At 50.6% G+C, this 23,304-nt stretch carries 21 protein-coding genes and 1 pseudogene; 15 read left to right on the forward strand and 7 right to left on the reverse strand.

Annotation, left to right across the window (positions count from 1 at the left end):
• The first annotated feature begins 181 nt into the window (after positions 1-181).
• The gene (locus tag KD147_RS00740; RefSeq protein WP_212546564.1) at positions 182-3,187 is read left to right on the forward strand and encodes a bifunctional diguanylate cyclase/phosphodiesterase; all 3,006 of its coding nucleotides are present in this window, start codon (positions 182-184) and stop codon (positions 3,185-3,187) included.
• 47 nt (positions 3,188-3,234) lie between these two features.
• On the opposite strand, the gene smrB is transcribed toward KD147_RS00740, so the two are convergent.
• On the reverse strand, positions 3,235-3,798 hold the full coding sequence (gene smrB / locus KD147_RS00745) for an endonuclease SmrB (protein WP_105190098.1): 564 nt from the start codon (positions 3,796-3,798) through the stop codon (positions 3,235-3,237).
• A 268-nt stretch (positions 3,799-4,066) separates the two neighbouring features.
• Here smrB and prmB point away from each other — a divergent pair, with 268 nt between their 5' ends.
• From prmB to KD147_RS00775, 6 genes are all read left to right on the forward strand, one after another.
• Positions 4,067-5,002: a 50S ribosomal protein L3 N(5)-glutamine methyltransferase gene (gene prmB / locus KD147_RS00750; RefSeq protein ID WP_105190097.1), complete on the forward strand. Its 936-nt coding sequence runs from the start codon at positions 4,067-4,069 to the stop codon at positions 5,000-5,002.
• A 41-nt stretch (positions 5,003-5,043) separates the two neighbouring features.
• Positions 5,044-6,147: a chorismate synthase gene (gene aroC / locus KD147_RS00755; protein WP_105190096.1), complete on the forward strand. Its 1,104-nt coding sequence runs from the start codon at positions 5,044-5,046 to the stop codon at positions 6,145-6,147.
• Between the two features lie 82 nt (positions 6,148-6,229).
• On the forward strand, positions 6,230-6,784 hold the full coding sequence (locus tag KD147_RS00760) for an elongation factor P hydroxylase (RefSeq protein WP_212547029.1): 555 nt from the start codon (positions 6,230-6,232) through the stop codon (positions 6,782-6,784).
• Positions 6,774-7,904 (forward strand): ATP-NAD kinase family protein, encoded by a 1,131-nt coding sequence (locus KD147_RS00765; RefSeq protein ID WP_212546565.1) that lies wholly within the window; start codon positions 6,774-6,776, stop codon positions 7,902-7,904. Before KD147_RS00760 ends, KD147_RS00765 begins: the two co-directional genes overlap by 11 nt.
• On the forward strand, positions 7,904-8,182 hold the full coding sequence (locus tag KD147_RS00770) for a YfcL family protein (protein ID WP_105265709.1): 279 nt from the start codon (positions 7,904-7,906) through the stop codon (positions 8,180-8,182). The genes KD147_RS00765 and KD147_RS00770 overlap by 1 nt, the downstream gene beginning before the upstream one ends.
• Positions 8,183-8,328: 146 nt before the next feature.
• On the forward strand, positions 8,329-9,885 hold the full coding sequence (locus KD147_RS00775; protein WP_105190092.1) for an AbgT family transporter: 1,557 nt from the start codon (positions 8,329-8,331) through the stop codon (positions 9,883-9,885).
• Positions 9,886-9,954: 69 nt separating this feature from the next.
• Here KD147_RS00775 and KD147_RS00780 read toward each other — a convergent pair.
• Positions 9,955-12,555 (reverse strand): annotated as a pseudogene (locus KD147_RS00780) (TonB-dependent receptor plug domain-containing protein).
• A gap of 291 nt (positions 12,556-12,846) precedes the next feature.
• The gene (gene smpB, locus KD147_RS00785; protein WP_105255315.1) at positions 12,847-13,329 is read right to left on the reverse strand and encodes an SsrA-binding protein SmpB; all 483 of its coding nucleotides are present in this window, start codon (positions 13,327-13,329) and stop codon (positions 12,847-12,849) included.
• A 163-nt stretch (positions 13,330-13,492) separates the two neighbouring features.
• On the opposite strand from smpB, the gene KD147_RS00790 reads away from it, so the two are divergent.
• Positions 13,493-13,933, forward strand: a complete 441-nt coding sequence (locus tag KD147_RS00790; protein ID WP_105255316.1) for a type II toxin-antitoxin system RatA family toxin — start codon at positions 13,493-13,495, stop codon at positions 13,931-13,933.
• Positions 13,933-14,265: an RnfH family protein gene (locus KD147_RS00795; protein ID WP_105255317.1), complete on the forward strand. Its 333-nt coding sequence runs from the start codon at positions 13,933-13,935 to the stop codon at positions 14,263-14,265. Before KD147_RS00790 ends, KD147_RS00795 begins: the two co-directional genes overlap by 1 nt.
• Before the next feature lie 65 nt (positions 14,266-14,330).
• Here KD147_RS00795 and KD147_RS00800 read toward each other — a convergent pair whose 3' ends face one another.
• Positions 14,331-14,693: an outer membrane protein assembly factor BamE gene (locus KD147_RS00800; protein ID WP_105255318.1), complete on the reverse strand. Its 363-nt coding sequence runs from the start codon at positions 14,691-14,693 to the stop codon at positions 14,331-14,333.
• A gap of 268 nt (positions 14,694-14,961) precedes the next feature.
• Between KD147_RS00800 and KD147_RS00805 the strand changes: the two genes are divergently transcribed.
• Positions 14,962-15,261: a GIY-YIG nuclease family protein gene (locus tag KD147_RS00805; RefSeq protein WP_105255523.1), complete on the forward strand. Its 300-nt coding sequence runs from the start codon at positions 14,962-14,964 to the stop codon at positions 15,259-15,261.
• On the opposite strand, the gene KD147_RS00810 is transcribed toward KD147_RS00805, so the two are convergent.
• The 3 genes from KD147_RS00810 to ilvC form a co-directional block, all read right to left on the reverse strand.
• Positions 15,212-16,102, reverse strand: coding sequence for a M28 family peptidase (locus tag KD147_RS00810; RefSeq protein ID WP_212546566.1), 891 nt, complete (start codon positions 16,100-16,102; stop codon positions 15,212-15,214). The two genes, KD147_RS00805 and KD147_RS00810, sit on opposite strands and share 50 nt — an antisense overlap.
• Positions 16,099-17,268 carry a tetratricopeptide repeat protein gene (locus tag KD147_RS00815; RefSeq protein WP_105255320.1) on the reverse strand — a complete coding sequence of 390 codons (1,170 nt, stop codon included), beginning with the start codon at positions 17,266-17,268 and terminating at the stop codon, positions 16,099-16,101. The genes KD147_RS00810 and KD147_RS00815 overlap by 4 nt, the downstream gene beginning before the upstream one ends.
• A 195-nt stretch (positions 17,269-17,463) precedes the next feature.
• Positions 17,464-18,936 carry a ketol-acid reductoisomerase gene (gene ilvC, locus KD147_RS00820; protein WP_212546567.1) on the reverse strand — a complete coding sequence of 491 codons (1,473 nt, stop codon included), beginning with the start codon at positions 18,934-18,936 and terminating at the stop codon, positions 17,464-17,466.
• 121 nt (positions 18,937-19,057) lie between these two features.
• Here ilvC and ilvY point away from each other — a divergent pair, with 121 nt between their 5' ends.
• From ilvY to KD147_RS00845, 5 genes are all read left to right on the forward strand, one after another.
• Positions 19,058-19,939 (forward strand): HTH-type transcriptional activator IlvY, encoded by an 882-nt coding sequence (gene ilvY / locus KD147_RS00825; protein ID WP_212546568.1) that lies wholly within the window; start codon positions 19,058-19,060, stop codon positions 19,937-19,939.
• Between the two features lie 110 nt (positions 19,940-20,049).
• Complete coding sequence (locus tag KD147_RS00830) at positions 20,050-20,880, forward strand: MipA/OmpV family protein (protein ID WP_212546569.1); 831 nt, start codon at positions 20,050-20,052, stop codon at positions 20,878-20,880.
• 10 nt (positions 20,881-20,890) lie between these two features.
• On the forward strand, positions 20,891-21,262 hold the full coding sequence (locus KD147_RS00835) for a DUF3019 domain-containing protein (protein WP_158678949.1): 372 nt from the start codon (positions 20,891-20,893) through the stop codon (positions 21,260-21,262).
• A gap of 15 nt (positions 21,263-21,277) precedes the next feature.
• On the forward strand, positions 21,278-21,970 hold the full coding sequence (locus tag KD147_RS00840) for a response regulator (protein ID WP_105255325.1): 693 nt from the start codon (positions 21,278-21,280) through the stop codon (positions 21,968-21,970).
• 5 nt (positions 21,971-21,975) lie between these two features.
• The gene (locus KD147_RS00845; protein WP_105255326.1) at positions 21,976-23,223 is read left to right on the forward strand and encodes an ATP-binding protein; all 1,248 of its coding nucleotides are present in this window, start codon (positions 21,976-21,978) and stop codon (positions 23,221-23,223) included.
• Positions 23,224-23,304 lie beyond the last annotated feature (81 nt).

The following is a 23,304-nucleotide window of genomic DNA, read 5'->3' on the forward strand; positions in this document are numbered from 1 at the left end:
TAATTTATTGGGCGTTTGTTCCCAAAACGACTATATTGATCTTGTTGTTAATTCTTTTGTCTTAGTTGTTAGAGGGTTGGCAAAAATTCGCGTCAAAAAGGGCTATACATAAGCGCTGTGGCTGTTATATTTGCTAGCTGGCTAAAATAATAAAAAACCAGATACTTAAAAAGGATCGGCTGTGGTTTATAGGCGTCCGCCATCTCGATTTGGCATACATTCGTTAAGCATAAAGCTCTCGGTATTGATTTCGGCTATATGCCTGATCGCCGGCATTTTTGCTGCGGTGTTTATGCTCAAGTCCGAACAAAAACAATTAATGTTCCAGGAAAATGAGCAATTAAACCAATACAGTGCGCGGTTTATTGGCCAGTTTGGACAATTAATTGATAGTAAAACCAATATTGCCGAACAAGCCAATGCGGTGGTGGCTCGCGAATTATTTTCCGCTGAGCGTGACTACAGTGCACCCATGCCCCAGTTTATTGCCACCGATGAATCCACCCTGCGTAGCGTCACCCCAGATGGCATGAGCGCGGCGGTAATGCCAAAAGCCAATTACTCCCCCTATTATCAACAGCTCTTTACCCGCTCCGAAGCGCTATGGCGCATTATATCGCCCACGCTGACACAAGAATTTTTCAACTACTATCTGTTAACCGCCGATGATTTTGTGCGTATCGCCCCTGCAACCTGGGCCATGGATGCACCGGAAAATTATCGGGCGAATAATGCGGTTAACTTTAGTCGCGTTGGTCCAGAGCTGAACCCAGACAGGTTGGCGGTGTGGACACCTGTGTATTACGACAGAGTAGGGCGCAAATGGGTGGTGAGCATAGTGACCCCCATTTATCAGAACAATGAACATACCGCATTGACCGGTGCCGATATCGAGCTGAGCAATTTATTAAGTTTTTTACCCATAGACGATAAACACCAGCAGATGTTCGTGGTGGATGGCAAGGGTCAGTTATTGGCGCACCCAAAACTCGATGACGCCACCTACCAGCGTTATGGCCGTGAAGGCCGAGCGCTGCGTATGTCCGATTTTATTAATCCCCAACTGGTCAAATTAGTCGGTGATGCCTTGCGCCTTGAATTACCTACCATGACCGAAGAGTTTGAGTATGATGGTGAGCAATACCTGACTACCATCAGCAAGGTTGATGGCCTGGATTGGTATGTTGGCATTTATCGTAAGCAGTCCAGTGCCTTGGAAGCGCTGGAGGCGTTGCAGCTTAAGTTCCTAGGGCTGTTTATTCTTTATGCTATTCTGGTCGCTTTATTATTGCATCAGGCCTTATATCAACTGGTGTTGCGCCGTATTTATCTGCTTGTCGATGCGGTATCCAGCTTTGGTAAGGGCAAGATGGACACCGAATTTCCGCCCGAGGGTAAGGATGAAATAGGTGTTCTTAACGGCTCCTTTAAAGACATGAGTGTGGAGCTGATCAACACCATCACGGGCCTAAATCAACGTATTAAAGAAAAAGACATTGCCGAGCAGGCCGCCAATCGTTTGTCCAAGGCGGTGGCGCACTCGGGCACGGGCGTATTGATCACCAACTATCAGCTGCAAATCGAATACGTAAACCCGAAAATGCTGGAAATGACCGGCTTTGATGAAGAACACTTTACCAATGCCAAATTGCTGAGTGTAATCGCCAAAGAAATGGCGATATTCAACGATGATATCGAATATGATTTACGCACTCGTAATTACTGGCGTGGCGACACCATGTTGGAGCAAATCGACGGGCATGCCTTGTGGGTATCCCTTAGCGTATCACCCATCCGTGATGAGGAAGGGGGCGTCAACAGCTATGTGGTGTCGGCGCAGGATATTTCCTTTGTCAAAGAAAGCCAGCGCAAGATGGAGCAACTGGCTTATTTCGATACCCTGACCGGTCTGGCTAACCGTACCTTCTTCCGCATGCAATTGCGTAAGTCCATGGCCCTGGCCGAGCGTGGTCACTACGCCTTTGCACTGTTTTATTTCGATCTCGATGAATTTAAACGTATTAACGATACCCTAGGCCATGATATTGGCGACCAATTACTGGTGGAAGTGGCCAATCGCTTGAAGAATCGTTTGCGTACCGAGGATACCATTGCCCGCCTTGGCGGTGATGAGTTTGCCGTCTTGCTCAGCGGCATTGAAAGCCAGGAGCGCGCCAAAGAGGTGGCGCACACCATACAGCGTACCTTGAATCAACCCATTACCTTAGGAAATAACGAGGTGATCGTCAGCGCCAGTATCGGTATTACCATGGCGCCGGACGACAGCAGTGAGGAAGACCAGCTCCTTAAACATGCGGACTTGGCCATGTATGAGGCTAAGGCCAAGGGCAAAAACACCTACCATTTCTACTCCAGCGAGCTTAATGCCGCCGCGAACGAGCGCTTGTATATTGAAAATGAGCTGCGCCAGGGTATTCGCGACAGTCAATTCCATCTGAATTATCAGCCGCAGGTTGATAGCCGCACGGGCAAGGTCCTGGGCTTTGAAGCCCTGATCCGCTGGACGCACCCCACTCAAGGAGCCATCTCCCCGGTGAAATTTATCCCCATTGCCGAGGCCACCGGCCTGATCGTTGAGCTCGGTGAGTGGGTCTTGCGTGAGGCTTGTCGTTTCTCGGCGCGCCGTGCGCAGGCTGGGTTGGAAGCAAATATTTCCGTGAACTTGTCGGTGCGCCAGTTCCAGGATGCCAACCTGATCCCATGCTTGGCTAATATATTAGAACAAACCAAGGTGGCCCCGAAAAATCTGCACCTAGAGCTGACCGAAAGCATGCTGATGGGGGATGTGGATACCGCTATTTCTCAATTGCATGACATTAAACGCCTCGGGGTGTCGATTTCCATCGATGATTTCGGCACCGGCTATTCGTCGCTGAATTATCTCAAGCGTTTCCCCGTTGATGTGCTTAAGGTTGACCGCTCCTTTGTACAGGACATTCCTGACGATCCGAACGATATGGCTATCACCGCGGCGATCATCGCTATGGCGCAAAAGCTGAACCTTAATGTGGTGGCCGAAGGTGTGGAAACCAAAGAGCAGATGGAGTTCTTAAAAGCCAACAACTGCTTTGTGGTGCAAGGTTATTACTTTAGCCCGCCTTTGACCGAGCAGGGGGTGGCCGAGTTGCCGCATGTCATTTTCGGCTATGAGGCGACATCTCAATAGTGAGGCAGGGCCCGGGGTGGGCCCAAAGCGCTCACGCTCGTGAGCAGCTAAAGCAGTGGGCTGACATCCACCGGTAGGTCAATCAGAATCAATAAGGCACCCCGGCCACCATACTCCAATGGTGCCTGATGCATGGCGATAATATCCGGATGCTGCACCAGATACTGAGGCACCTTGTGTTTTAAAATGCGCTCGCCAATACCGTGCACCACACAGGCGCAGTGTACATGTTGCTTTTTACACGCGCTGATCAAGGCCGCCAGTTCCAGTTTCACCGTTTCTTTGCTCATGCCATGGCAGTCGAGGATAAGCTCCGGGGCATAGTCACCGCGCCTTAGCTGCTTGGCGAGATATCTGTCTTCACCTTCTTTGACATAGCTAACCGTACCCTGGGTATCGATATCGGGTATGTACTCGTCGGAAAAGTAGAATTCCGTTTTACTTTGACGCTGCACCTGTTGGCGCTCGCCGATGTGCTTCTTTTGCCCGCTGGTAAGGCGCACGGTGTCGTTTTTCACCCGCTTGGTCGAGCCAATGCTTTGGCGAAATAGATCGATGTCGTCTTGCGACAGTTCGGTGTTGGCCGAACTCGGAGGTTGCTGTTTTTTCATGGCCGAGACTTTGGGGGTTATTGACTCTTGCTGTTTGTTTCTGGCGCAGCTTGCAGGGTATTAATACAAGGCTGTGCATGTGCTAGCTGGATATTCTACATGAATATGAGAAAACGCAGTAGAAATACGCGGCATGCGTATCCGCTACAACTTACGTTGAGCTTAAAATAAACCAACTGGATAAACAGATACCAGGTAAAAAAAGCATAAAAACCTAGCGCTAAACACGCTACAATGGCGACATTATTAGCTGAACTAGCAACAGAATATGAACGACAACCTTATTAGCGATGCTGAACTGCAGGAAGCTCAGCAGGAACTGCATAGCATTAGCGATTGGCTACGTTGGACCACCAGTCAATTTAGCGCCCATGGCATTTATTTTGGTCATGGCACCGACAATGCCTGGGATGAAGCGGTAGCACTTATTCTACCTTCATTGCATTTACCCATGGATGCCCCGCAAAACCTGCTGGGCAGTCGCCTGACTAGTCGCGAAAAACAGCACTTATGTGCCTTGATCGCAAGACGCATTAACGAGCGTACGCCGGTGGCCTATTTGACCAATCAGGCTTATTTTGCTGGCATGCCGTTTTACGTTGACGAGCGTGTGCTGGTGCCGCGTTCGCCCTTTGCTGAGCTTATTAACGAGCAGTTTTCTCCTTGGGTTCAGCACCCTGAGCAAATCACGCGCGTGCTTGATATGTGTACCGGCTCGGGCTGTATCGCCATAGCCCTGGCGCAAGCGTTTGACAATGCCCTGGTGGATGCGGTGGATATTTCTCCTGACGCTTTAGCGGTGGCCGACTTCAATATTCAGGATTACCAACTGCAAGATCGGGTGATGCCGATTCTATCCGATGTCTTTAGCGGCGTCGGCGATGAAAAATACGACCTGATCGTCGCCAACCCCCCTTATGTGGATGCCGAAGACATGGCCGACTTACCAGAAGAGTTCCACCATGAGCCGGAGCTGGGTCTGGCATCGGGCGAGGACGGGTTGGATGTTACCCGTGAGCTATTAGCCAAGGCCTCCGCTCATCTCACCGAACAAGGTTTGTTATTTGTTGAAGTGGGCAACTCTATGGTACATATGGAGATGCTTTACCCCGACGCCCCCTTTACCTGGTTAGAGTTTGAACACGGTGGCCTTGGGGTATTTATGATTTCTAAAGCACAGCTTGATGCCTACTTCGGGCAATAAGCACCGCTGATTTTTCGCGCCATTTGGAATGAGGATGAAGTATGGCAGGTAATAGCATAGGGCAGCTGTTTCGGGTGTCCACATTTGGTGAAAGCCACGGCCCCGCCCTCGGTGGGGTAGTCGATGGCTGTCCCGCCGGTTTGCAGCTCGATGAAGCCGACCTACAGGGCGACTTAGACCGCCGTAAGCCGGGACAGAGTCGCTACACCACAGCGCGTCGTGAAGAGGATAGAGTGAAGATCCTCTCCGGCGTGTTCGAGGGTAAAACCACGGGAACCAGTATTGGTTTATTGATTGAAAACACCGATCAGCGCTCCAAAGATTACGGCAAGATCAAAGACGTGTTTCGACCGGGTCATGGGGATTACACCTATTGGCACAAATACGGCATTCGCGACTATCGTGGCGGTGGACGCTCCTCGGCGCGGGAAACCGCGATTCGTGTGGCCGCCGGAGCTATTGCCAAAAAATACCTTAAGCAGTTTCATGGCATAGAAGTAAAAGCCTGTTTGTCACAGCTTGGCCCCATTAAGGCCGAGCAGTACGACTGGCAGCAGGTTGAGCAAAATGCGTTTTTCTTTCCAGATAGCAGCAAGCTTGATGCCCTGGATGAATATATGCGCGATTTGAAAAAACAAGGTGATTCCATCGGCGCCAAGGTCAAGGTGGTTGCCAGTGGCGTCCCCGTGGGCTTGGGTGAGCCTGTTTTTGACCGCCTCGATGCGGAGCTGGCGCATTCGCTGATGAGCATCAATGCGGTCAAGGGCGTGGAAATTGGCGACGGCTTTGCGGTGGTCGAACAAAAGGGTTCAGAGCATCGCGATGAACTGACGCCGGAAGGCTTTACCTCAAACCATGCCGGCGGCGTGCTTGCGGGTATTTCCACCGGTCAGGACATTGTCGCCAGCATTGCCCTTAAGCCGACCTCCAGCATTACCGTGGTGGGCCAGAGCATTAATACCAGTAATGAGGCGGTGGAGATGATCACTAAGGGCCGTCACGATCCCTGTGTGGGCATTCGCGCCATACCCATCGCCGAGGCCATGATGGCCATCACCCTGATGGATCATCTGTTGCGTCAACGGGGGCAAAACCCCGATGTACGCCTCGAGCATGGGCCAATACCCGGACAAAGACCCGAATAAAAAACGCAGCCCTAGGGCTGCGTTTTTACTTTAGCGGCCAAAGCCCGTACAATCGCGCGGTGTTTTGAATTTACCCTTAGTTATGCACCAGGTTGACGAATTAATCACACTCTTTGAACGCACATTTTTTGCCACCCATAACACCCGATTGGTGCGTGGCGACGATGAGCCTATTTATTTGCCCGCCGACGACCGGTGCGACTATCATCGCATTGTCTTCGCCCATGGCTTTTATGCCAGCGCCTTGCATGAAATAGCCCATTGGCTGGTGGCCGGAGAGCGTCGTCGTCAATTGGAAGACTACGGCTACTGGTATTGCCCCGATGGTCGCAGCAAGGCACAGCAGCATGAGTTTGAAAATGTTGAGGTGCATCCGCAGGCCATTGAATGGGCGCTGTGTTTGGCCGCCGGTTTTACCTTTAACGTCTCGGCGGATAACCTAGGTGGTGAGCAAACCTGTCGCTTCTCCTTTCAAAAGCGTGTCTATGATAAACTCCTGACCTTGATAGAGCAGGGTTTTAATGCGCGCACCGAGCAATTGCTTATGGCCCTGGCACAGCATTATGATCAACCTTATCCGCTGTGTCGCACACAGATACAATGGCAACCTCCAAAGGAACTAGATTATGCAGTTTAAGCTGGGTTTTATTATCAATCCCGTGGCCGGCCTGGGAGGCGCGGTGGCTCTGAAGGGCAGTGATGGTGCCGATACCGCCGCTAAAGCCATGGCTCTGGGTGCAGAGCCCAAGGCGCACCTGCGTGCTCGCGCGGCACTTGAGCAGTTGCTGCCGCATCAAGAGCATGTGACCATCTATACCGTTAATGGCGGTATGGGGGAGTTGGTGGCCAGGGAGCTCGGCTTTAATGTCGAGGTGGTGTATCACAGTGCCCACCCTACCACGGCACAGGACACCGAGCGTGCGGCGCAAATGTTGTGCGAGCAAGGCGTTGACCTGATTTTATTTGCCGGTGGCGATGGCACCGCACGAAACCTTTGCCATGCCATTGGCGAGCGAGTACCGGCCTTGGGCATTCCCGCCGGCTGCAAAATCCACTCCGGCGTCTATGCCATTACCCCTAAAGCGGCGGGCCGGGTGGTGGAGATGCTGGTTATGGGTGAGCTGGTCACGCTTGCCGAAAGCGATGTGATGGATATCGATGAAGACGCCTTTCGCGCCGGTGCGGTGCGTGCCAAACGTTATGGTGAACTGCGTGTGCCGAGCGAATTGCGCTATGTGCAGGCGGTGAAAAATGGGGCCGGTAAGGAAGTGGACGAGCTGGTGCTTGCCGACATCGCCGCCTATGTGGTCAGCGAGATGGACGAAGATTGGCAATATATCATCGGTTCGGGTTCAACCGTGGCCGCGGTGATGGAAGAAATGGGTCTGGACAATACCCTGCTTGGCGTTGATCTGGTCCAGGATCAGGAATTGATCGGCCGCGATATGACCGCACAACAGTTGCTTGAGGCCTGCAAAGACAAGCCGACTAAACTGGTGATCACCTTGATTGGCGGCCAGGGCCACCTGTTTGGTCGTGGTAACCAACAGTTGAGTCCGGCCCTGATCCGTGCCATAGGCAAAGAAAACATTATCGTGGTGGCGACCAAGAGCAAGCTGCAGGCGCTAGAGGGGCGACCACTTATTTGTGATACCGGCGACAGCGCCCTGGACGACGAATTATCCGGTTATATTCAAGTAACCACAGGTTTTAATGACCACGTGCTCTATGCCGTGGGCCACAATGAGGAGCAGTAATGCCTTATTCAAATTATGTAGACGCGGCGCAGCGTTTTTTTGACGATTTGGTTGATCACGCCGATGACGACCAGCTATTTGCCGGCGGCTATTTACGCGGTCATTTCGATTTGGCCGTGGGTTATGCGCAAGTGGAAAACCTGGCCCTAAGTCCGGCAGAGCTAAACGAGCAAATTGAGCAGAGCCTGGTTAAGGCCTACCATAATGGGGAACTAACCGATGCCGACCGCGACCATGTAGTGGTTATTTGGGAGCAGGTGAAAGCCCTGGCCAGTTAACGGCTTCAAGCTCTACCTAGTTACAGGCATTAGGCGAGTCTAATGCTTTAGCATGTAGCCTTTATGTTAATTTTCAAGTAGGCTGCATGGTGTTAATCGCTCGGGACCTGTGCCCGAGTGACTGTTTTTAGGTTAGGAGTCACAAAATGAATAATAATAATGGTGACCAGCAAGGAGCTGCACCAAGTGGCGCAATCGCGCGCTTTCTCAATACCATAGAGCGAGTGGGGAATAAACTGCCAGACCCGGCAATGATTTTCCTCTTTGCCATGTTACTTATCTGGGTTCTATCCTGGGCCTTCTCGGGCGTGACCTTCGATGTTATCGACCCGCGCACTCAAGCCCCCATAGTGGTGAACAACCTGCTTACCGGCAATGCCTTGGCGGGCTTTTTGGCTTCCATGGTGAAAACCTTTACCAGTTTTGCACCCTTGGGCGTGGTGCTGGTGGCCATGCTGGGTGTGGGTGTGGCCGAGCATTCGGGCTATATCAATACCGGCATTAAACTTATGCTTAAACGCACACCTAAGGCGTTGCTGACGCCCATGGTGATCTTGGTGGGCATTGTTTCACACACAGCCACCGATGCCGGGTACGTGCTGGTAATTCCGCTTGCCGGGGTGATCTTTTATGCCATGGGACGTCATCCCTTGGCGGGTATCGCCGCGGCGTTCGCCGGGGTGAGTGGCGGCTTTAGCGCCAACTTTATTCCATCGGGCATTGACCCCTTACTGCAAAGCTTTACCCAAAGTGCGGCGCAGATCATCAACCCGACCATGGAAGTGAACCCACTTAACAACTATTACTTTACCTCGCTATCGAGCATCTTTATTGTGCTGGTGGGCTGGTATATCACCGACAAAATTATTGAGCCGCGACTGAAGAGCTCAGAAGTGGACGGCAATACCGATGAACTGCCTGCCTTTGACCAGGCCACGGGCAAAGAGAAGAAAGCCTTTTTAATTGCCACCGGCGTTATGCTGGCCGGCTTGGCCTTGCTGGCCTATGTTGCGAGCTTAGACACGTCACCGCTGCGTGCCAAAAATGGCAACCTGGCGGACTTTAGTGCGCCGATTATGCAATCCATAGTGCCGCTGATTTTCTTGCTGTTCTGGATACCTGGTGCAGTGTACGGCTTTGTTGCCGGTACCTTTAAGACCTCGAAAGACATGATCATGGCCATGACCAAGGCCATGGAAGGTATGGCTTATTATATAGTCATGGCGTTTTTCTGTGCCTTGTTTATTGCCGCCTTTGCGCAGTCAAACCTAGGGGCTCTATTGGCCATTGAGGGCGCTGCCGTGCTTAAGGCCATGTCGCTGCCAAGCGGGGTGACCATTATCGGCATCATCTTCTTAACCGCCTTTGTGAACCTGTTTGTTGGTTCAAGCTCGGCGAAATGGGCGTTATTGGGACCTATTTTTGTGCCCATGCTGATGCAACTTAATATCTCGCCGGACTTAACGCAGGCCGCGTATCGTGTGGGGGACTCCAGCTCCAACATCATTACGCCGCTGATGCCGTACTTCCCGCTGGTGGTGGTCTATTGTCAGAAGTATGTGAAGAACACAGGTATCGGCACCCTGATAGCCATGATGCTGCCTTACTCCATTGCCTTCTTGGTGGGCTGGAGCCTGTTTTTACTGGCCTATTGGGGTCTGGGTATTCCGCTGGGCATTCAAGCCTCTTATACCTACGGCTAAACGATTGTCCTTGGTATAACACAGCAAATAAAAAGGCCGCTATTTAGCGGCCTTTTTCATTTTGGCGTTTTAGTTAAAGCGCCATGTTAGGTTGGTGTAGATATAACGACCACGTGGGTTGTGTACCGAAGATACATAACCGTATAGGTCGGAATCACCATCACCGATAGCAAACGGTGGATCTTCATCGAAGACGTTGTTCATACCCACTGAGATACGAATATCGTCGTTGACGTTATAAGCGCCTTGAATATCTACCAGGGTATGGGAGTCAACATCGCGGGATTTGGCGGTGTCGAAATCAAGATCACCGTCAAAGTTGATATCCGGGGTGTCTTCAAACGAGCCCACATAACTGATGTTCATGTTGACATTGAAGTCCTGGAACTCCCAGTTGGTGGCGAATAAACCACGGTGACGCGGGTATTCGTATTCGCCGATATACTCACGACCGTCCTTGTTGAACTCGTGCATATATGACCACTCAAGGTTGAACTTGAGCAGACCCATATCGTCCATATCCATCTTATAGTTGGTGGATAGGTCGATACCCGAGGCCTCTTGCGAAGAAACGTTCTCGAACGTACTGTGCACCTGCTGGATCACACCCAGGCTCTGGCCTGCAACAGGAGGAAGACGCACACACACGGTGCTGTTTTGGTCATTACAATGGGTGTTGTATACGCTACCGAAGTCTTGTTCGTCGATCTTGTTGTCTTGCTCGATGCTCCAGATATCTACAGATATGCCGAACTCGTTAACCGGCGCCCAAATGGCACCTAGGTTCCAAGACTCAGACTCTTCGGCATCAAGATCCGGGTTACCGGCAAACTCAATATTGTAATCGAGTAGATCACAGTCTTGGCCCGTGGCCTGACAACGATAAGTATCAATGAAGAATTGACTCTCTTCCGATGGGCCTAAGCCAATTTGTGCCAGCGATGGAGCACGGAAGCCCTGAGCCCATGAACCACGTAGTGAAAACTCGCCACTGGGTGCCCATTTAAAAGCTACCTTCGGATTGGTGGTTGAACCAAAGTCGCTGTAGTCATCGTGACGACCGGCCAGTTGTAGTTCAAAATCATCGCTTAGAGGAATAGAGAATTCCACATAAGCAGCCCACTGGTCGCGCTCTGCCGCCGCCGATACCGACTCTGTGCCGAAGATCAGACCGCGCTGGAATTGGTCATCAGGCACATCGCTGACGTCTTCATCGCGGTACTCAAGACCGGCGGCCATCATGACCATATGCTCATTAAACTCAAAGGCTTCGCCGCTGATGCTGGCATCGAATGAGGTCATATGCGACTCACCGCGACGCACTAGGCTGGTGGTGATGCGGTCGATGACCTCAGGTGAGTTCTGAACGCCACCGAAGGGATTGTAGTTACCGGCGTCGATTTCCTGCTGCAGGAAGTCAACACGGACCCAACCCATAGAGCGGTCGCCGGTTTGCTCTGACTTACTGCGGCCTTTTTGCGCTGCTACTTCCCAGCCTCAGTCATTGATTTCACCGCGTAATCCCGCCACGATGCGCAGGGTATCGGACTCGATGTCCCAACGGCGAGGGCCCGCATCTACTGTACGGTAACGACCAATTTCAATATCTTGGTTGAAAGGGTTGTTTGGATGACTGCCAGGGACAGTTAAGCCAGCATCTTCATCCAATGGTGTTGGTGCACCACCGGCTTCCGAAGTATTATGCTGCGCGGCGATTTCCATAAAGGCGGTGATATCGTTATTAAATTTATAATCGAATTGGGCGATGGCACCAACACGCTCTGCAGGCGGCGTAATAAAGCCATAAGGGCCGTAATCAAATAAACAGCTACCGCTCGCGGTGGCGCTGTCGGCAGGACAATCCGGGTCAATGGTTTTCACGCCATCGACATAGAAATAGCCAGGGAAGCCACGCGATGAACGAAAATCCATACCGCCATAAGGCGATTGGTTAGCGGTGCCTAAACGGCCCATTTCATCGGCTTCAAGTCCGGTATTTTTAAAGTAATCAAGAATAACCGAGGCGCTGCCTTTGTCGCTGGTGGTACCCCATACTAGGCTGGCAGTGGTTTCTTCGTGGTTTGGTCCCGTGGTACCACCATAACCGAGGTTCACTTCGATGCCTTCGATGTCCTTTTTCAAGATCACGTTGACCACACCGGCGACCGCATCGGAACCATAAATGGCCGAGGCGCCGTCTTTTAGAATATCGATACGTTCGATGGCCGACACCGGAATCGAGTTGATATCAACGAAGGAATTGGTAATGCTCTCGGCAAAGGCACTAATGGCTACGCGGCGGCCATTGATCAGTACCAAGGTAGCATCTGGACCCAAACCACGTAAGCTTACCGCGGCACCACCGTTGGCGGTTGAATCCTGGTTATTGCCGCGGGTCGAGAAGGTACCATTACCGGCCACGGGCATACGCTCAAGCAATTGCTGCAGGTTGTCGTAACCCATGTTAGCGATATCTTCTTTGCCGATACTTTGTACCGGTGAAGGACCTTCCATATCGGTGCGTTTAATACGCGAACCCGTGATTTCAATGCGTTCGACGTTTTCCGCCGTTGTCTCTTCGGCTTGCGCTTGAATCGACATGGACAGCGCGCCGGTGCCTAAAGCCAAGGTGAGTGCCGTGCGCAGGGCACTGGGTGTGAACTTTCTCATCCTGAAATCCTTATTATTATCCCTGTGGGGATTTTTCGTTGTCATAATTATCTACTGCTAAGTATCCACGTAGGAGTGTAGTAGAAATTCAGTAGAAACATAGGATTAACATTATTAACAACTTAAAGGCAATGCATCTTTTGGCTGAATCTGTAAAAAAACGTGTAAAAAAATTTACATCATGGCGGTGACAAGCGCAGAAATAGGGGCTCGGACCGTTGGGGAGAAGGCTGATGGCGCAATATTTTGTTACTTAAAACGGGCATAAAAAAAAGCGAACTTAGGTTCGCTTTATCTTGCTTTGTGTTTCATGACCCGCTCTTTTTCGCGAGCCCAATCTTTTTCTTTGGTATCAGCACGCTTATCGTGCATCTTCTTACCCTTGGCGAGGTAAAACTCCAATTTTACCCAGCATTTTTTCCAATACATGGCGGTGGCCACCAAGGAGAAACCCTCACGCTCGGTGGCACCGATCAAGCGATCTATTTCGCGCTTATTCAATAGCAACTTACGATAGCGCATGGGATCGCAAATGGTGTGGGTTGAGGCGCTGTTCAGGGGTTGGATTTGGCTCCCCAATAGGTAGGCTTCCCCGTTCTTAATATGAATATAGGTATCGGAGATATTGACCTTACCGGCGCGAATACTTTTCACTTCCCAGCCCTGAAGCTCAAGGCCAGCCTCGAATTTATCGTGTAAAAAATACTCATGACGCGCTTTTTTATTGAGCGCGATGGTATTTGAGGTCGATTTTGCTGTTTTTTTCTTTGCCATAATGGCGCCATTATACTGATTGTATGCGTATTTACACCAGTTTTTTCTTGCCTCCCTGACGCTTTAAGTGGCGTGCTGTTTTCACCTTAACCGGGTGTGCAGCGAATGCCCCTTGGGGCTGGCCCTAAAGCTTGCTAGAATTGCGCTGTTGTGAGGAGAGGTTATGCCACAAATAGAAAAATCAGCGCTGGTGATGTATAGCAGCAAGGAAATGTTCGACCTAGTCAATGATGTCGATGCGTACCCTGAGTTTTTACCCCATTGCAGCGATGCCAAGGTGTTTTCAAAGCAGCACAATCATATGCGTGCTGGGTTGGAAATATCCAAGGCCGGACTAAAAAAGTGGTTTACCACCGAAAATACACTCGATGCTGAGCATCACACCATCGCCCTGGCGTTGGTGGATGGCCCCTTTAAGCATTTGCATGGCCATTGGCAGTTTAAGCCCTTGGATGAGCATGCCTGCAAGGTAAGCCTAAAATTGGAATTCGAGTTTGCCAGCAAGCTGGTGGAAATGGCTTTTGGTCGTGTTTTTAACGAAGTCGCGAAAAACATGGTACAGGCTTTTACCCAGCGCGCCAAAGTGGTTTACGGAGAGCGTTAATGATAGAAGTTGAAGTGGTATTTGCCTTACCCGATAAAGCGACCGTGCTCAGAGTTGAAGTGCCCAAGGGCAGCACCGCCGAAGAAGCGGTATTGAAATCGGGCATAGTGGAAAAATGCCCGGAAATTGATATGAAAAACCTGACCCTGGGTATTTGGAATCGCACCTGTAAGCTGGATACCGAGCTGAAAGCCGGGGATCGGGTTGAGATTTACCGACCGCTGATTGCCGATCCTAAAGAGGCGCGCCGAAAACGCGCCGAAAAAGCTAAGGAAGAAGGGCGTGCCAATAAAATCACCGGCGCCAAGGTAAAAAGCGATGACCCTAGCTAACTTGTAGACCAGTGACACAAAAAACGCGGCCATGGCCGCGTTTTTAGATCATCCCGATAATTTTGTTATTGTTCTAACGGGGTATTAAAGTCTTCTGGTTGTTCATAATCTTCCGAGCTGATGCTGGCAAGGCGATCATTGGCAAATTGCAGCGTAAGCTGTTTGCGCTGTTCGAACTTGCGACCAAGATTGAAAACATAAAGGTAATACCAGGTATCCTTGTCAAAGGCATCTTGCGCTACCGGCTTACCGAGCACGTAGAGTACTTGCTCGCGGGTCATATCGACACGTAATTTATCAACGTCGGATTGTTCTAGAAAGTTCCCCTGGGGAATATTGATGCGGTAGACCCAACTAGAGCATGCACTTAAACTACTGCACACAATAACGATGGCTGCTACCAGCGAAAACTGTTTAAACCACTGCATGTTCGATTATCAGTCCTTATTTGTTGTTGTTAGCATGATACCCATTCGACACCGAAGGTAAAGCGCGAAATCATAAATCATACCAATTCTGTTAAGTATGTGATCAGATATAGCGCTGGATAAATGTTGTGATAACAAGGCGGAATTTTTCTTATGTAGTTATTCTACATCGAAAAATTTCAACACAGTTAGCACGATATTTAGCCCGCTAGAGTGATTAGCTATTTAAGTGAATTGGTATAAGACCCTAACCGAGGTAATTAGTTTAATGAGTCTAGAGAAATCCGAGTCTTGGTGGTTGTATATTGTGCAAACAAGATACGGCCATTGGTACACCGGAGTCAGCAATAATGTTGCTAAACGCCTGCAAGCGCATGAGCGGGGGAAGGGGGCCAAAAATCTAAAGGGCAAGGGGCCGCTCACCCTGGTATTCACCATGCCAGTAGGAACCCGAAGCGAGGCCTGTAAACTCGAAATCGAGGTTAAAAAACGCAGCCGTGCCGGCAAAGAAAAGTTTGTTAACGAACATGAAAACCATCGCACCCAGGTCCTAGCAGCTCCTCAATAAAGTGCGTTAACAGTTGCAATGTTTGCGCATAACGCTCGCTTTGGATCTGTTCTGGGGTGTCGCTCGATTGATGATAATGTGGGTCATCCGCCGAGGTGACAAAGATAAAGGGGAGTTTTTTTCTGGCAAAAGCCCAGTGGTCGCTGGCTCTTAACCAGTCGATGCGCTCACCATCAAGGCGGCGATTAATACTGCGGTTGCTCCTCGCCATTTGTGTTTTTAAGGAGCTGTTATCAAGCTGTGCCTTAGCCATGGGGCATAAATCTTCCCGGGTATAGAAAAACAGCCGGCTGTTGGCGCGCGGTAGATTAAGCATATCGAGATTAATATTTAGGCGTATTGCTTCATGGTCTTTGTTGTCGACGAAGTGCTTGGCGCCATGCAGGCCGTTTTCCTCGGCGTCGAAGGCGGCAAAGGTGATGCGTTCACGCAGCGGCAGCAGCTGCTCTGCTAGATAGAGGATGGCAGCGACGCCCGAGGCATTGTCATTGGCCCCAGGATAATGGTGACGCCCGGGTTTACCTAAGTGATCATAGTGGGCGCTTATTACCAGACAATCCCGTAGGCAATCGTTGCTGATGATATTGCGCCCCTGACCTTGTTGAAAAAAGCCCTGCTTAAACGCAAAAGGCTGTAACTGCGTTTGATAACCCAGTTGTTGCAATCGTGTTTGCACATAGTCCCCGGCTAGCGCACCGGTGTCGCTGCCAGCCTTGCGCCCGGCCAAGGCTTCGCTGCTGAGGTAGATCAGGTCTTTATGCCATTGCGCAGAGGGAGAGGCTAGGGCCAGATGCGAAGCAAACAGCCCCAGCACGACCATCAAGTAAAAATTTATTTTCATCGATTTTTTGCGATCAGTTCCAAGCTGGCCAGTTTGCCGCGATAGCGTAATTTATCATAGTCAAAATGCGCTCTTTTTTGCGCCATCAGTAAATACTTCCGCGTCGCCTTGATGTCACCCATTAAGTAGTAGGTGTGGGCCATGCCAAAATAGCTTTCGTGGATACGTTCATCCAGCTCGCGGGCCTTGCGAAAATGATTTAAGGCTTGGGCATATTGTTTTTGTACCAGGCTGTCGTTACCCAAGGCAATATGGTAGTAGGGGTTATTTCTGCGCAGTTGTGCCAGTTTGCGCTCTATGTCCTCGGCCAAGTGTGTACGCTCGGTCAGGCGATAAAGAATCGCCAGATTCCCGAGCGCGGTGTTGTTATCCTTGTCGATATTGATGGCGTATTGATAGGCGCTTTCGGCGCGCTCGAAATCATTGATGAGCCGATAGAGGATGCCTAGATTCCCCCAGCCGCCCGAGTAGTAGGGATCCATTTGCGTGGCGGCGTAAAAGTAGCTGTAGGCGCGTTCATAGTCTTGTTCAACTAGCGCCGCTGCGCCCTTGTTGTTATAAAACATGGCGGCGACACGCTCTTTGGTGATTTCCGTGGTTTTAAAATTGCCATCGGAGATATCCGGGGCAAAGTCCACAATGACCTCGCGCTCGGCATTGTAGAGCTCATACACTTCGTTTCGGCGACGCGGCTGATATAAGCGCAGGTTAATATGGCCGGTGAGTAGGTTATAGCCGCGATTAAGTGCCCAATATTCGGGGATATGCACGCGTTGAAATTGCCCCTTTAAACCCAAGTGCTCGGCCATGCTAAAGGCTAAAATGGACAGGGATAAACAGTTGGCATTGAGTTGTTTATAGGTTTGCGCTGCGGTCAGAGTGGCACCGGATTGGTAGCGCACGCTTTTGTCGCCATTTTCTAAAATAAGCATCATCAAGCGCTTGGTGGCGCTCAGATTACCAGAGCGGGTGGCGAAGGCGTTGTTTAACTGGGCCTGCATCGAACTATCGAGGGCGAATATTTCTTCTAGACTCTCCACCGGCTGCGCTTGGAACTGCGGGTGATACGCCAAGTTAATTGGTGGTGCGGGAAGCTCTTTGACTTGTGTGCTATTGCACCCCCATAACAAAATAAGCGGCATCACTAGGGTAATTAAGCTGCGCATACTAACCTCCACGGCTCAGGCATAGACATTACTTGGGGCCCAATCCTTGGAGAAAATACTAGTCTAAGTATAGTTTAGCTTGTCGTTTAGGTAGTTGGCTAATTGTTACAAAGCATGAATGGGTGATTGATTCGTAAAGAAAAAAGCCCAAAGTATCGACTTTGGGCACAAGGGAGTGACGGCTATTTATTGCGTCTAAACAATCTTTTTCATCGCAGACATATAGCTGCGCAGCTTAGTGCCGACGATTTCTACCGGGTGGTTACGTAAAGCCGCATTCACCTGGATCAGGACCTGGTTGTCGACACCATTGTCCGTTTGCACAAGGCCGCGGCCGATCACGTCCGTGTCTATATTGCGCATAAAGGGTTGCAGCAGCGGCAAACACGCATGGTTATACAAATAGCAGCCATACTCCGCGGTGTCTGAGATGGTACGATTCATCTCATAAAGCTTTTTACGGGCTATGGTATTGGCGATAAGCGGCGTTTCATGGAGCGATTCATAATAAGCAGATTCCGCTTTAATACCTGCCGCCGTCATGGTTTCATAGGCTAATTCTACGCCCGCCTTGACCATGGCTACCATCAAAATCCCATTGTCGAAAAATTCCTGTTCACTGATGTGCACATCGCTATTTTGCTGTTGCTCAAACGCCGTTTCTGCCGTTTGCGCGCGCCAGCCCAGTAGCTTGGTGTCATTTTCGGCCCAATCCGCCATCATGCCCTTGGAAAAGTCGCCGCTGATAATATCGTCCATATGCTTGTTATAAAGCGGGCGCATAATGGTTTTCAGGTCTTCGCTCAGGGCAAAGGCTTTTAATTTTGCTGGGTTACTGAGGCGGTCCAGCATGTTGGTGACACCGCCGTGTTTGAGTGCTTCGGTGATCACCTCCCAGCCATATTGAATGAGTTTGGCCGCGTACCCGGGATCGATACCTTTTTCCACCATTTTATCGAAACACAGCAGGGAGCCGGTTTGCAGCATGCCGCACAGTATGGTCTGCTCGCCCATCAGATCCGATTTTACCTCGGCAACAAAGGACGAAAGCAGTACGCCGGCGCGATCGCCACCAGTACCCGCGGCATAAGCCTTGGCTTGCGCCAGGCCCTTGCCTTCAGGATCGTTTTCCGGATGCACGGCGATTAAGGTTGGTACACCAAAACCGCGTTTATACTCTTCGCGCACTTCCGACCCCGGACATTTGGGAGCGACCATGATCACCGTGATGTCGTCGCGGATCTGCTTGCCTTCTTCAACTATGTTAAAGCCATGGGAGTAGGCAAGGGTAGCACCTTGCTTCATCAGTGGCATAACCGCATCAACCACGGCGCTATGTTGTTTATCCGGGGTCAGGTTTAATACCAGATCTGCATCTGGGATAAGCTCTTCATAGGTGCCGACCACAAAACCATTTTCGTTTGCGTTTAGGAAAGATTGACGCTGCTCGCTGATGGCCGACTCTCGCAGGGCATAGCTAACGTCTAAGCCCGAATCACGCAGGTTTAAGCCCTGGTTGAGGCCCTGAGCACCACAGCCGACAATGACCAGTTTTTTGCCAATGAGCACCTGGACGCCGTCGCTAAACTCGCTGCGATCCATAAATTCACATTGCCCTAATTGTGCCAGTTGCTCGCGCAGGGGGAGGGAGTTGAAGTAATTTGCCATTGTCGGTCCTCGAAAATAATAGTTCTGCTAATAGGTCTGTTATTGACTGTAGGCAAAATAGAGTATTGCGTAAAATGATATATTTGCATTATTGTGTTGCATATATTGAAATGGGGTGGCCATGCAACATAAACAACTGCATTACTTTTTGGCGCTTGCCGAGACCCTGCACTTTGGTCGTGCCAGCGAGCGGTGTTATATCAGCGCCTCGACCCTGAGTCGTAACATCAAACAGTTAGAGCAGGAAGTGGGGTGTGAGCTGTTTGTGCGTGATAACCGTCAGGTACAGTTGACCGCGGCGGGGGAGCACTTCTCTCACTATGCCAAAAACACCCTGGTGCATTGGCAGCAGTTTAAAGCAAGCTTGAACCAAGAGCAGGAAGTCGCCGGCGAGCTCAGTATTTTTTGCTCCGTCAGTGCTGCCTACAGCTTTTTAAATCCTTTGTTATCGGCTCTGCGTCAGCGCCATGGTAAGATTGAAATGAAATTACATACCGGCGATCCTGCTCAGGCGCTGGAGCGCGTGCTGGACCATCATGAGGATGTGGCCATCGCCGCCAAACCCGCACGTCTAGCACAGCAGTTGGCATTTTGCCGTTTAGGTTGGTCGGAGCTGGTGTTTATTGCGCCAAAAATTCCCTGCGAAGTGAGCCAACGTATTAACCAGGGCGGGGCGATTGCTTGGGAGCACCTTCCCTTTATTATCCCCGAGCAGGGGGAGAATCGTAGCCGACTGATTAATTGGTGGCGAACAAGGCGAATTCAGCCGCCCATTTATGCTCAGGTCAGCGGTCACGAAGCCCTGGTTTCAATGGTGAGTTTGGGGCTCGGCGTGGCCTTGATCCCGCAGGTGGTGTTAGAGAACAGCCCATTTAGTGATAAGGTACAAATAGTCAAAGTGGCTGATGCGCCACCGCCTTTTGAAATTGGCCTGGTGGCCTTGCAGCGACGATTGTCCGAACCGGTGATCGGCGCCTGCTGGCAGGTGGCGGAGCAACTATAAATGGGGTTTAAGTGACCAATGCGGCGTGATTTGTTAACAATTGTTATTGCATGCTGAACAAAACCTTGACTGTTGCTAGGATAGCGGCCTGTTTATTCTCGGGAAAGCATATGCGTTTAGGGCTTCATAATTCTGTGTTGAGTGCCGCTTTAGCTGCTTTGAGCAGCGGCGTGCATGCTAACGAGGTGCCGTTAGAACAATGGCACCTTGGCGTTAACATCGGTTACGGAGTGATGACCAACCCTTTGCATGGCGGTGATGATGTGCACTTGTATGTGGTTCCCGATGTCGCCTATTACACCGATACCTGGTATCTCGACAACAACCAGCTAGGCTACACCTTTGTCAATCAAGACGAGCATGTGCTCAGTGCCATTACCGAGATCAACCCGGAAACACGGTTTTTTGTCGACTGGCACCCCAGCAATGTATTTGCGTTGCAACAAATAGACAGCAGCGCACCTTTGATAGCAGAGGGCCCGGCAAGAGTAAGAGTTGATGACCTGGATAAGCGTCATTGGGCCCTTGATGCCGGTTTTGAATATCATTATTTCACCTCAATTGGGCAGTTTCAGGCTAAGGCGTTGGCGGATGTCAGCGATGTTTATCGCGGCTGGCGGGCTCAAGCTAGTTGGCGCTGGGGGTATCGTTTTGAGCAATGGGTATTGGAGCCCAATATTGGCGTCAATTACAGCAGCCGCGAGCAAAATGACTATTTTTACGGCTTAAGCCGGGAAGAAACCGGTGGTTATGGCGCCATTGTCGTTGGTAGCAGTGTGCAGCCCTATGCTAAAATTGATGTCAGCTACCTAGTCGACGAACACAATGCGCTACGCATGCACCTTGGCTACATTGACTATCATAGTCAAGCCAAGGCCAGTCCATTGTTTAAGGAGTCTTCCTCGTTGACCTTATTTATCGGTGTGAAGCACCTTTTTTAGCATGATGAGTTTGGCGGCGACAGCAGTGATCGGCAGTGCGGTGATAATGACCGCCATGCCTGCATTGGCAAACGAACTGCTGGAAATCTCGCCGCAATATTGTGTGGTAGAAAACAAAGAACAAGCCTGTACGACGCAGGTGAATATTCGCTGGACTTTGCCCCAAGCCATACCGGTGTGTTTGCTTGAAAACAACCGCACCTTGGGCTGCTGGCCCGCGCAGCAACAGGGGGTGTGGCAGTATAAAGCCGAGGTTCAGTTACCAGCCATATACTCCCTCACTCACGCGCACACAGGCGAATTAGTCGTAGATACCCAGCTGGAATTGCAAACGTTACGCAGCTCGCGCAGACGCTTACGTTCCGTATGGAGTTTTTTTTAATTCAGGAGTTGGCCCATGGCGAACATACTCTTAGTCGAAGACGACCTGGCTCTGCAAGAGCTAACCCGGGACTACTTGCAACAGAACAACCTCAATGTGGAGGTATTATCTCGTGGTGACGAGGTGATGGATTATGTGCAAAAACATCAAGTGGACCTGATGATTTTAGACGTGATGCTCCCAGGCAAAGACGGCTTTGCCGTGTGCCGCGAAGTACGAGACAAGTACTCCTTTCCTATTTTGATGCTGACCGCCAAGGGCGAAGACTTTGACCAGGTAATCGGCTTGGAACTGGGCGCCGATGACTATGTAATCAAGCCGGCAGAGCCCAGAGTATTGCTGGCACGCATCACCGCCTTGTTACGTCGTACCCAGGAGCAAGATAAGGCGGTACAAAGTGTGACCTTTGGTGAGCTGAAAATCGATAAAAACAGCCGCATCGTCACCTTAAAAGACACTGAAATCACGCTTACCTCACATGAATTCGAGCTTCTTTGGTTGCTCGCCAGCAATGCCGGTGAGGTGTTAAGCCGTGAATACGTGCACGAGCAAATGATTGGTCGTCAGTACGATGGTTTGGATCGCACCGTCGACGTGCGTATTTCGCGACTGCGTAAAAAGCTCGGCGATAACAGTGATAAACCCTATAAAATCAAGACGGTTTGGGGCCAGGGTTATCTCTTTGTTAGCGATGCATGGAGTGAATAACTAATTTGGGCAAGCTCTTTGTCAGCCTTTATTTATACATTATTGTCTCGCTGGTCATAGCGACCGGGGCCATAGAAAGGCTATGGCCCGCCGACGAGCAATCAACCCCATTGGCGATGGAGCTGGGCAATAACTTTAAGGCCCTGGCACAGAGCGAGCTCGGTCGTCAGTATATCAACAGTCAATACCCCATGCGCCAATTGCAGCGTAGCGACATTGCCTTGCCGGAGCAGGTGCAAGTGCGTCTGGAGCAGGCGCAGGCGGTGCATGTTTTCGATGCCGACGAGCATCTGCTTTGGTATGTCCCCCTAGATAATGAGCAATTACTGCAAATAGGCCCGGTGGAATTGCCTAAGGCTCCCGGTGAGAACTTTGTCGGCCCCTATTTGCTGGTGCTGCTGCTGGTGGGCGCTCCAGTTGGACTTTGGAGCCTGATGCTGTGGCGCGATTTTAATAAACTCAGTGAAACCTGTGCGCAGGTGGACGGGCGCACCGACATTAATGTCAGTAACATGGGTCGCTCCTTCTTGTTGCCCATCACCGATGCCTTGCAAGTGATGCAACGGCGTATTCACAGCCTGCTCAATGCTCAGCGTGAGCTCACCTCTTCGGTCTCTCATGAATTTCGTACGCCCTTGGCACGGCTCAAATTTGCTTTGGCCATGCTTGAGCAGGGCAGTGACGAAAAGCAGCAAAAGTATATGCAGTCTATGACCTCGGATATCACCGAATTGGAAAATCTGGTCAGTGAAATGCTGCACTATGCGCGTCTGGATGCACAAGGGCCAACCTTGGCGCTAGAGCTAGTCGACTTAAACGAGCTGGTCGATAACATGGTGGAAAAACTGAACTTTGATAGTAAGGTCCACATCGAGGTACTGCATGAGCAGCCGAATCTCTATCGTTGCGACCCGCACTTTTTAGCGCGTGCCCTACAAAACCTACTCGGCAATGCCTTAAAACATGCCCGCCACCATATTCAGGTGCGTATTTGCTCCAACGAGGAACAATGCGATGTCTGTATCGAGGATGATGGTGCCGGCATTGCCCCGTCAAAAAGGGCCGATATCTTCAAACCCTTTATTCGTCTAGATCAAAGTCGTGCCAAAAGCACCGGCGGCTATGGCCTTGGCCTGGCGATTACCGCAAAAATCGTGCAATGGCACCATGGTAAAATCAGCGTCGATAGCAGCGCCCTGGGTGGTGCCAAGTTCGTTATGTCTTTACCCCAACCCAAGTCAAAGCCCAGTTAGCTCCTGTTTCTTTCACTCGTCGTTATCAAAACTTATAACTAAATTTAAATAAACTAATAAATGATATTGATTGTTATTTGC

This window comes from Pseudoalteromonas sp. BDTF-M6, from assembly GCF_018334135.1.
Lineage (GTDB): Bacteria > Pseudomonadota > Gammaproteobacteria > Enterobacterales > Alteromonadaceae > Pseudoalteromonas.

What these genes read in the sequence shown, in the direction of transcription:
- KD147_RS00790 (WP_105255316.1), top strand. Translation starts at nt 13,493, where the DNA reads ATGCCACAAATAGAAAAATCAGCGCTGGTGATGTATAGCAGCAAGGAA.
- KD147_RS00795 (WP_105255317.1), top strand. Translation starts at nt 13,933, where the DNA reads ATGATAGAAGTTGAAGTGGTATTTGCCTTACCCGATAAAGCGACCGTG.
- smrB (WP_105190098.1), bottom strand. Translation starts at nt 3,798, where the DNA reads ATGAAAAAACAGCAACCTCCGAGTTCGGCCAACACCGAACTGTCGCAA.
- KD147_RS00760 (WP_212547029.1), top strand. Translation starts at nt 6,230, where the DNA reads ATGCACCAGGTTGACGAATTAATCACACTCTTTGAACGCACATTTTTT.
- KD147_RS00840 (WP_105255325.1), top strand. Translation starts at nt 21,278, where the DNA reads ATGGCGAACATACTCTTAGTCGAAGACGACCTGGCTCTGCAAGAGCTA.
- KD147_RS00830 (WP_212546569.1), top strand. Translation starts at nt 20,050, where the DNA reads ATGCGTTTAGGGCTTCATAATTCTGTGTTGAGTGCCGCTTTAGCTGCT.
- KD147_RS00815 (WP_105255320.1), bottom strand. Translation starts at nt 17,268, where the DNA reads ATGCGCAGCTTAATTACCCTAGTGATGCCGCTTATTTTGTTATGGGGG.
- ilvC (WP_212546567.1), bottom strand. Translation starts at nt 18,936, where the DNA reads ATGGCAAATTACTTCAACTCCCTCCCCCTGCGCGAGCAACTGGCACAA.
- KD147_RS00805 (WP_105255523.1), top strand. Translation starts at nt 14,962, where the DNA reads ATGAGTCTAGAGAAATCCGAGTCTTGGTGGTTGTATATTGTGCAAACA.
- KD147_RS00765 (WP_212546565.1), top strand. Translation starts at nt 6,774, where the DNA reads ATGCAGTTTAAGCTGGGTTTTATTATCAATCCCGTGGCCGGCCTGGGA.
- smpB (WP_105255315.1), bottom strand. Translation starts at nt 13,329, where the DNA reads ATGGCAAAGAAAAAAACAGCAAAATCGACCTCAAATACCATCGCGCTC.
- KD147_RS00810 (WP_212546566.1), bottom strand. Translation starts at nt 16,102, where the DNA reads ATGAAAATAAATTTTTACTTGATGGTCGTGCTGGGGCTGTTTGCTTCG.
- KD147_RS00770 (WP_105265709.1), top strand. Translation starts at nt 7,904, where the DNA reads ATGCCTTATTCAAATTATGTAGACGCGGCGCAGCGTTTTTTTGACGAT.
- KD147_RS00775 (WP_105190092.1), top strand. Translation starts at nt 8,329, where the DNA reads ATGAATAATAATAATGGTGACCAGCAAGGAGCTGCACCAAGTGGCGCA.
- aroC (WP_105190096.1), top strand. Translation starts at nt 5,044, where the DNA reads ATGGCAGGTAATAGCATAGGGCAGCTGTTTCGGGTGTCCACATTTGGT.
- ilvY (WP_212546568.1), top strand. Translation starts at nt 19,058, where the DNA reads ATGCAACATAAACAACTGCATTACTTTTTGGCGCTTGCCGAGACCCTG.
- prmB (WP_105190097.1), top strand. Translation starts at nt 4,067, where the DNA reads ATGAACGACAACCTTATTAGCGATGCTGAACTGCAGGAAGCTCAGCAG.
- KD147_RS00800 (WP_105255318.1), bottom strand. Translation starts at nt 14,693, where the DNA reads ATGCAGTGGTTTAAACAGTTTTCGCTGGTAGCAGCCATCGTTATTGTG.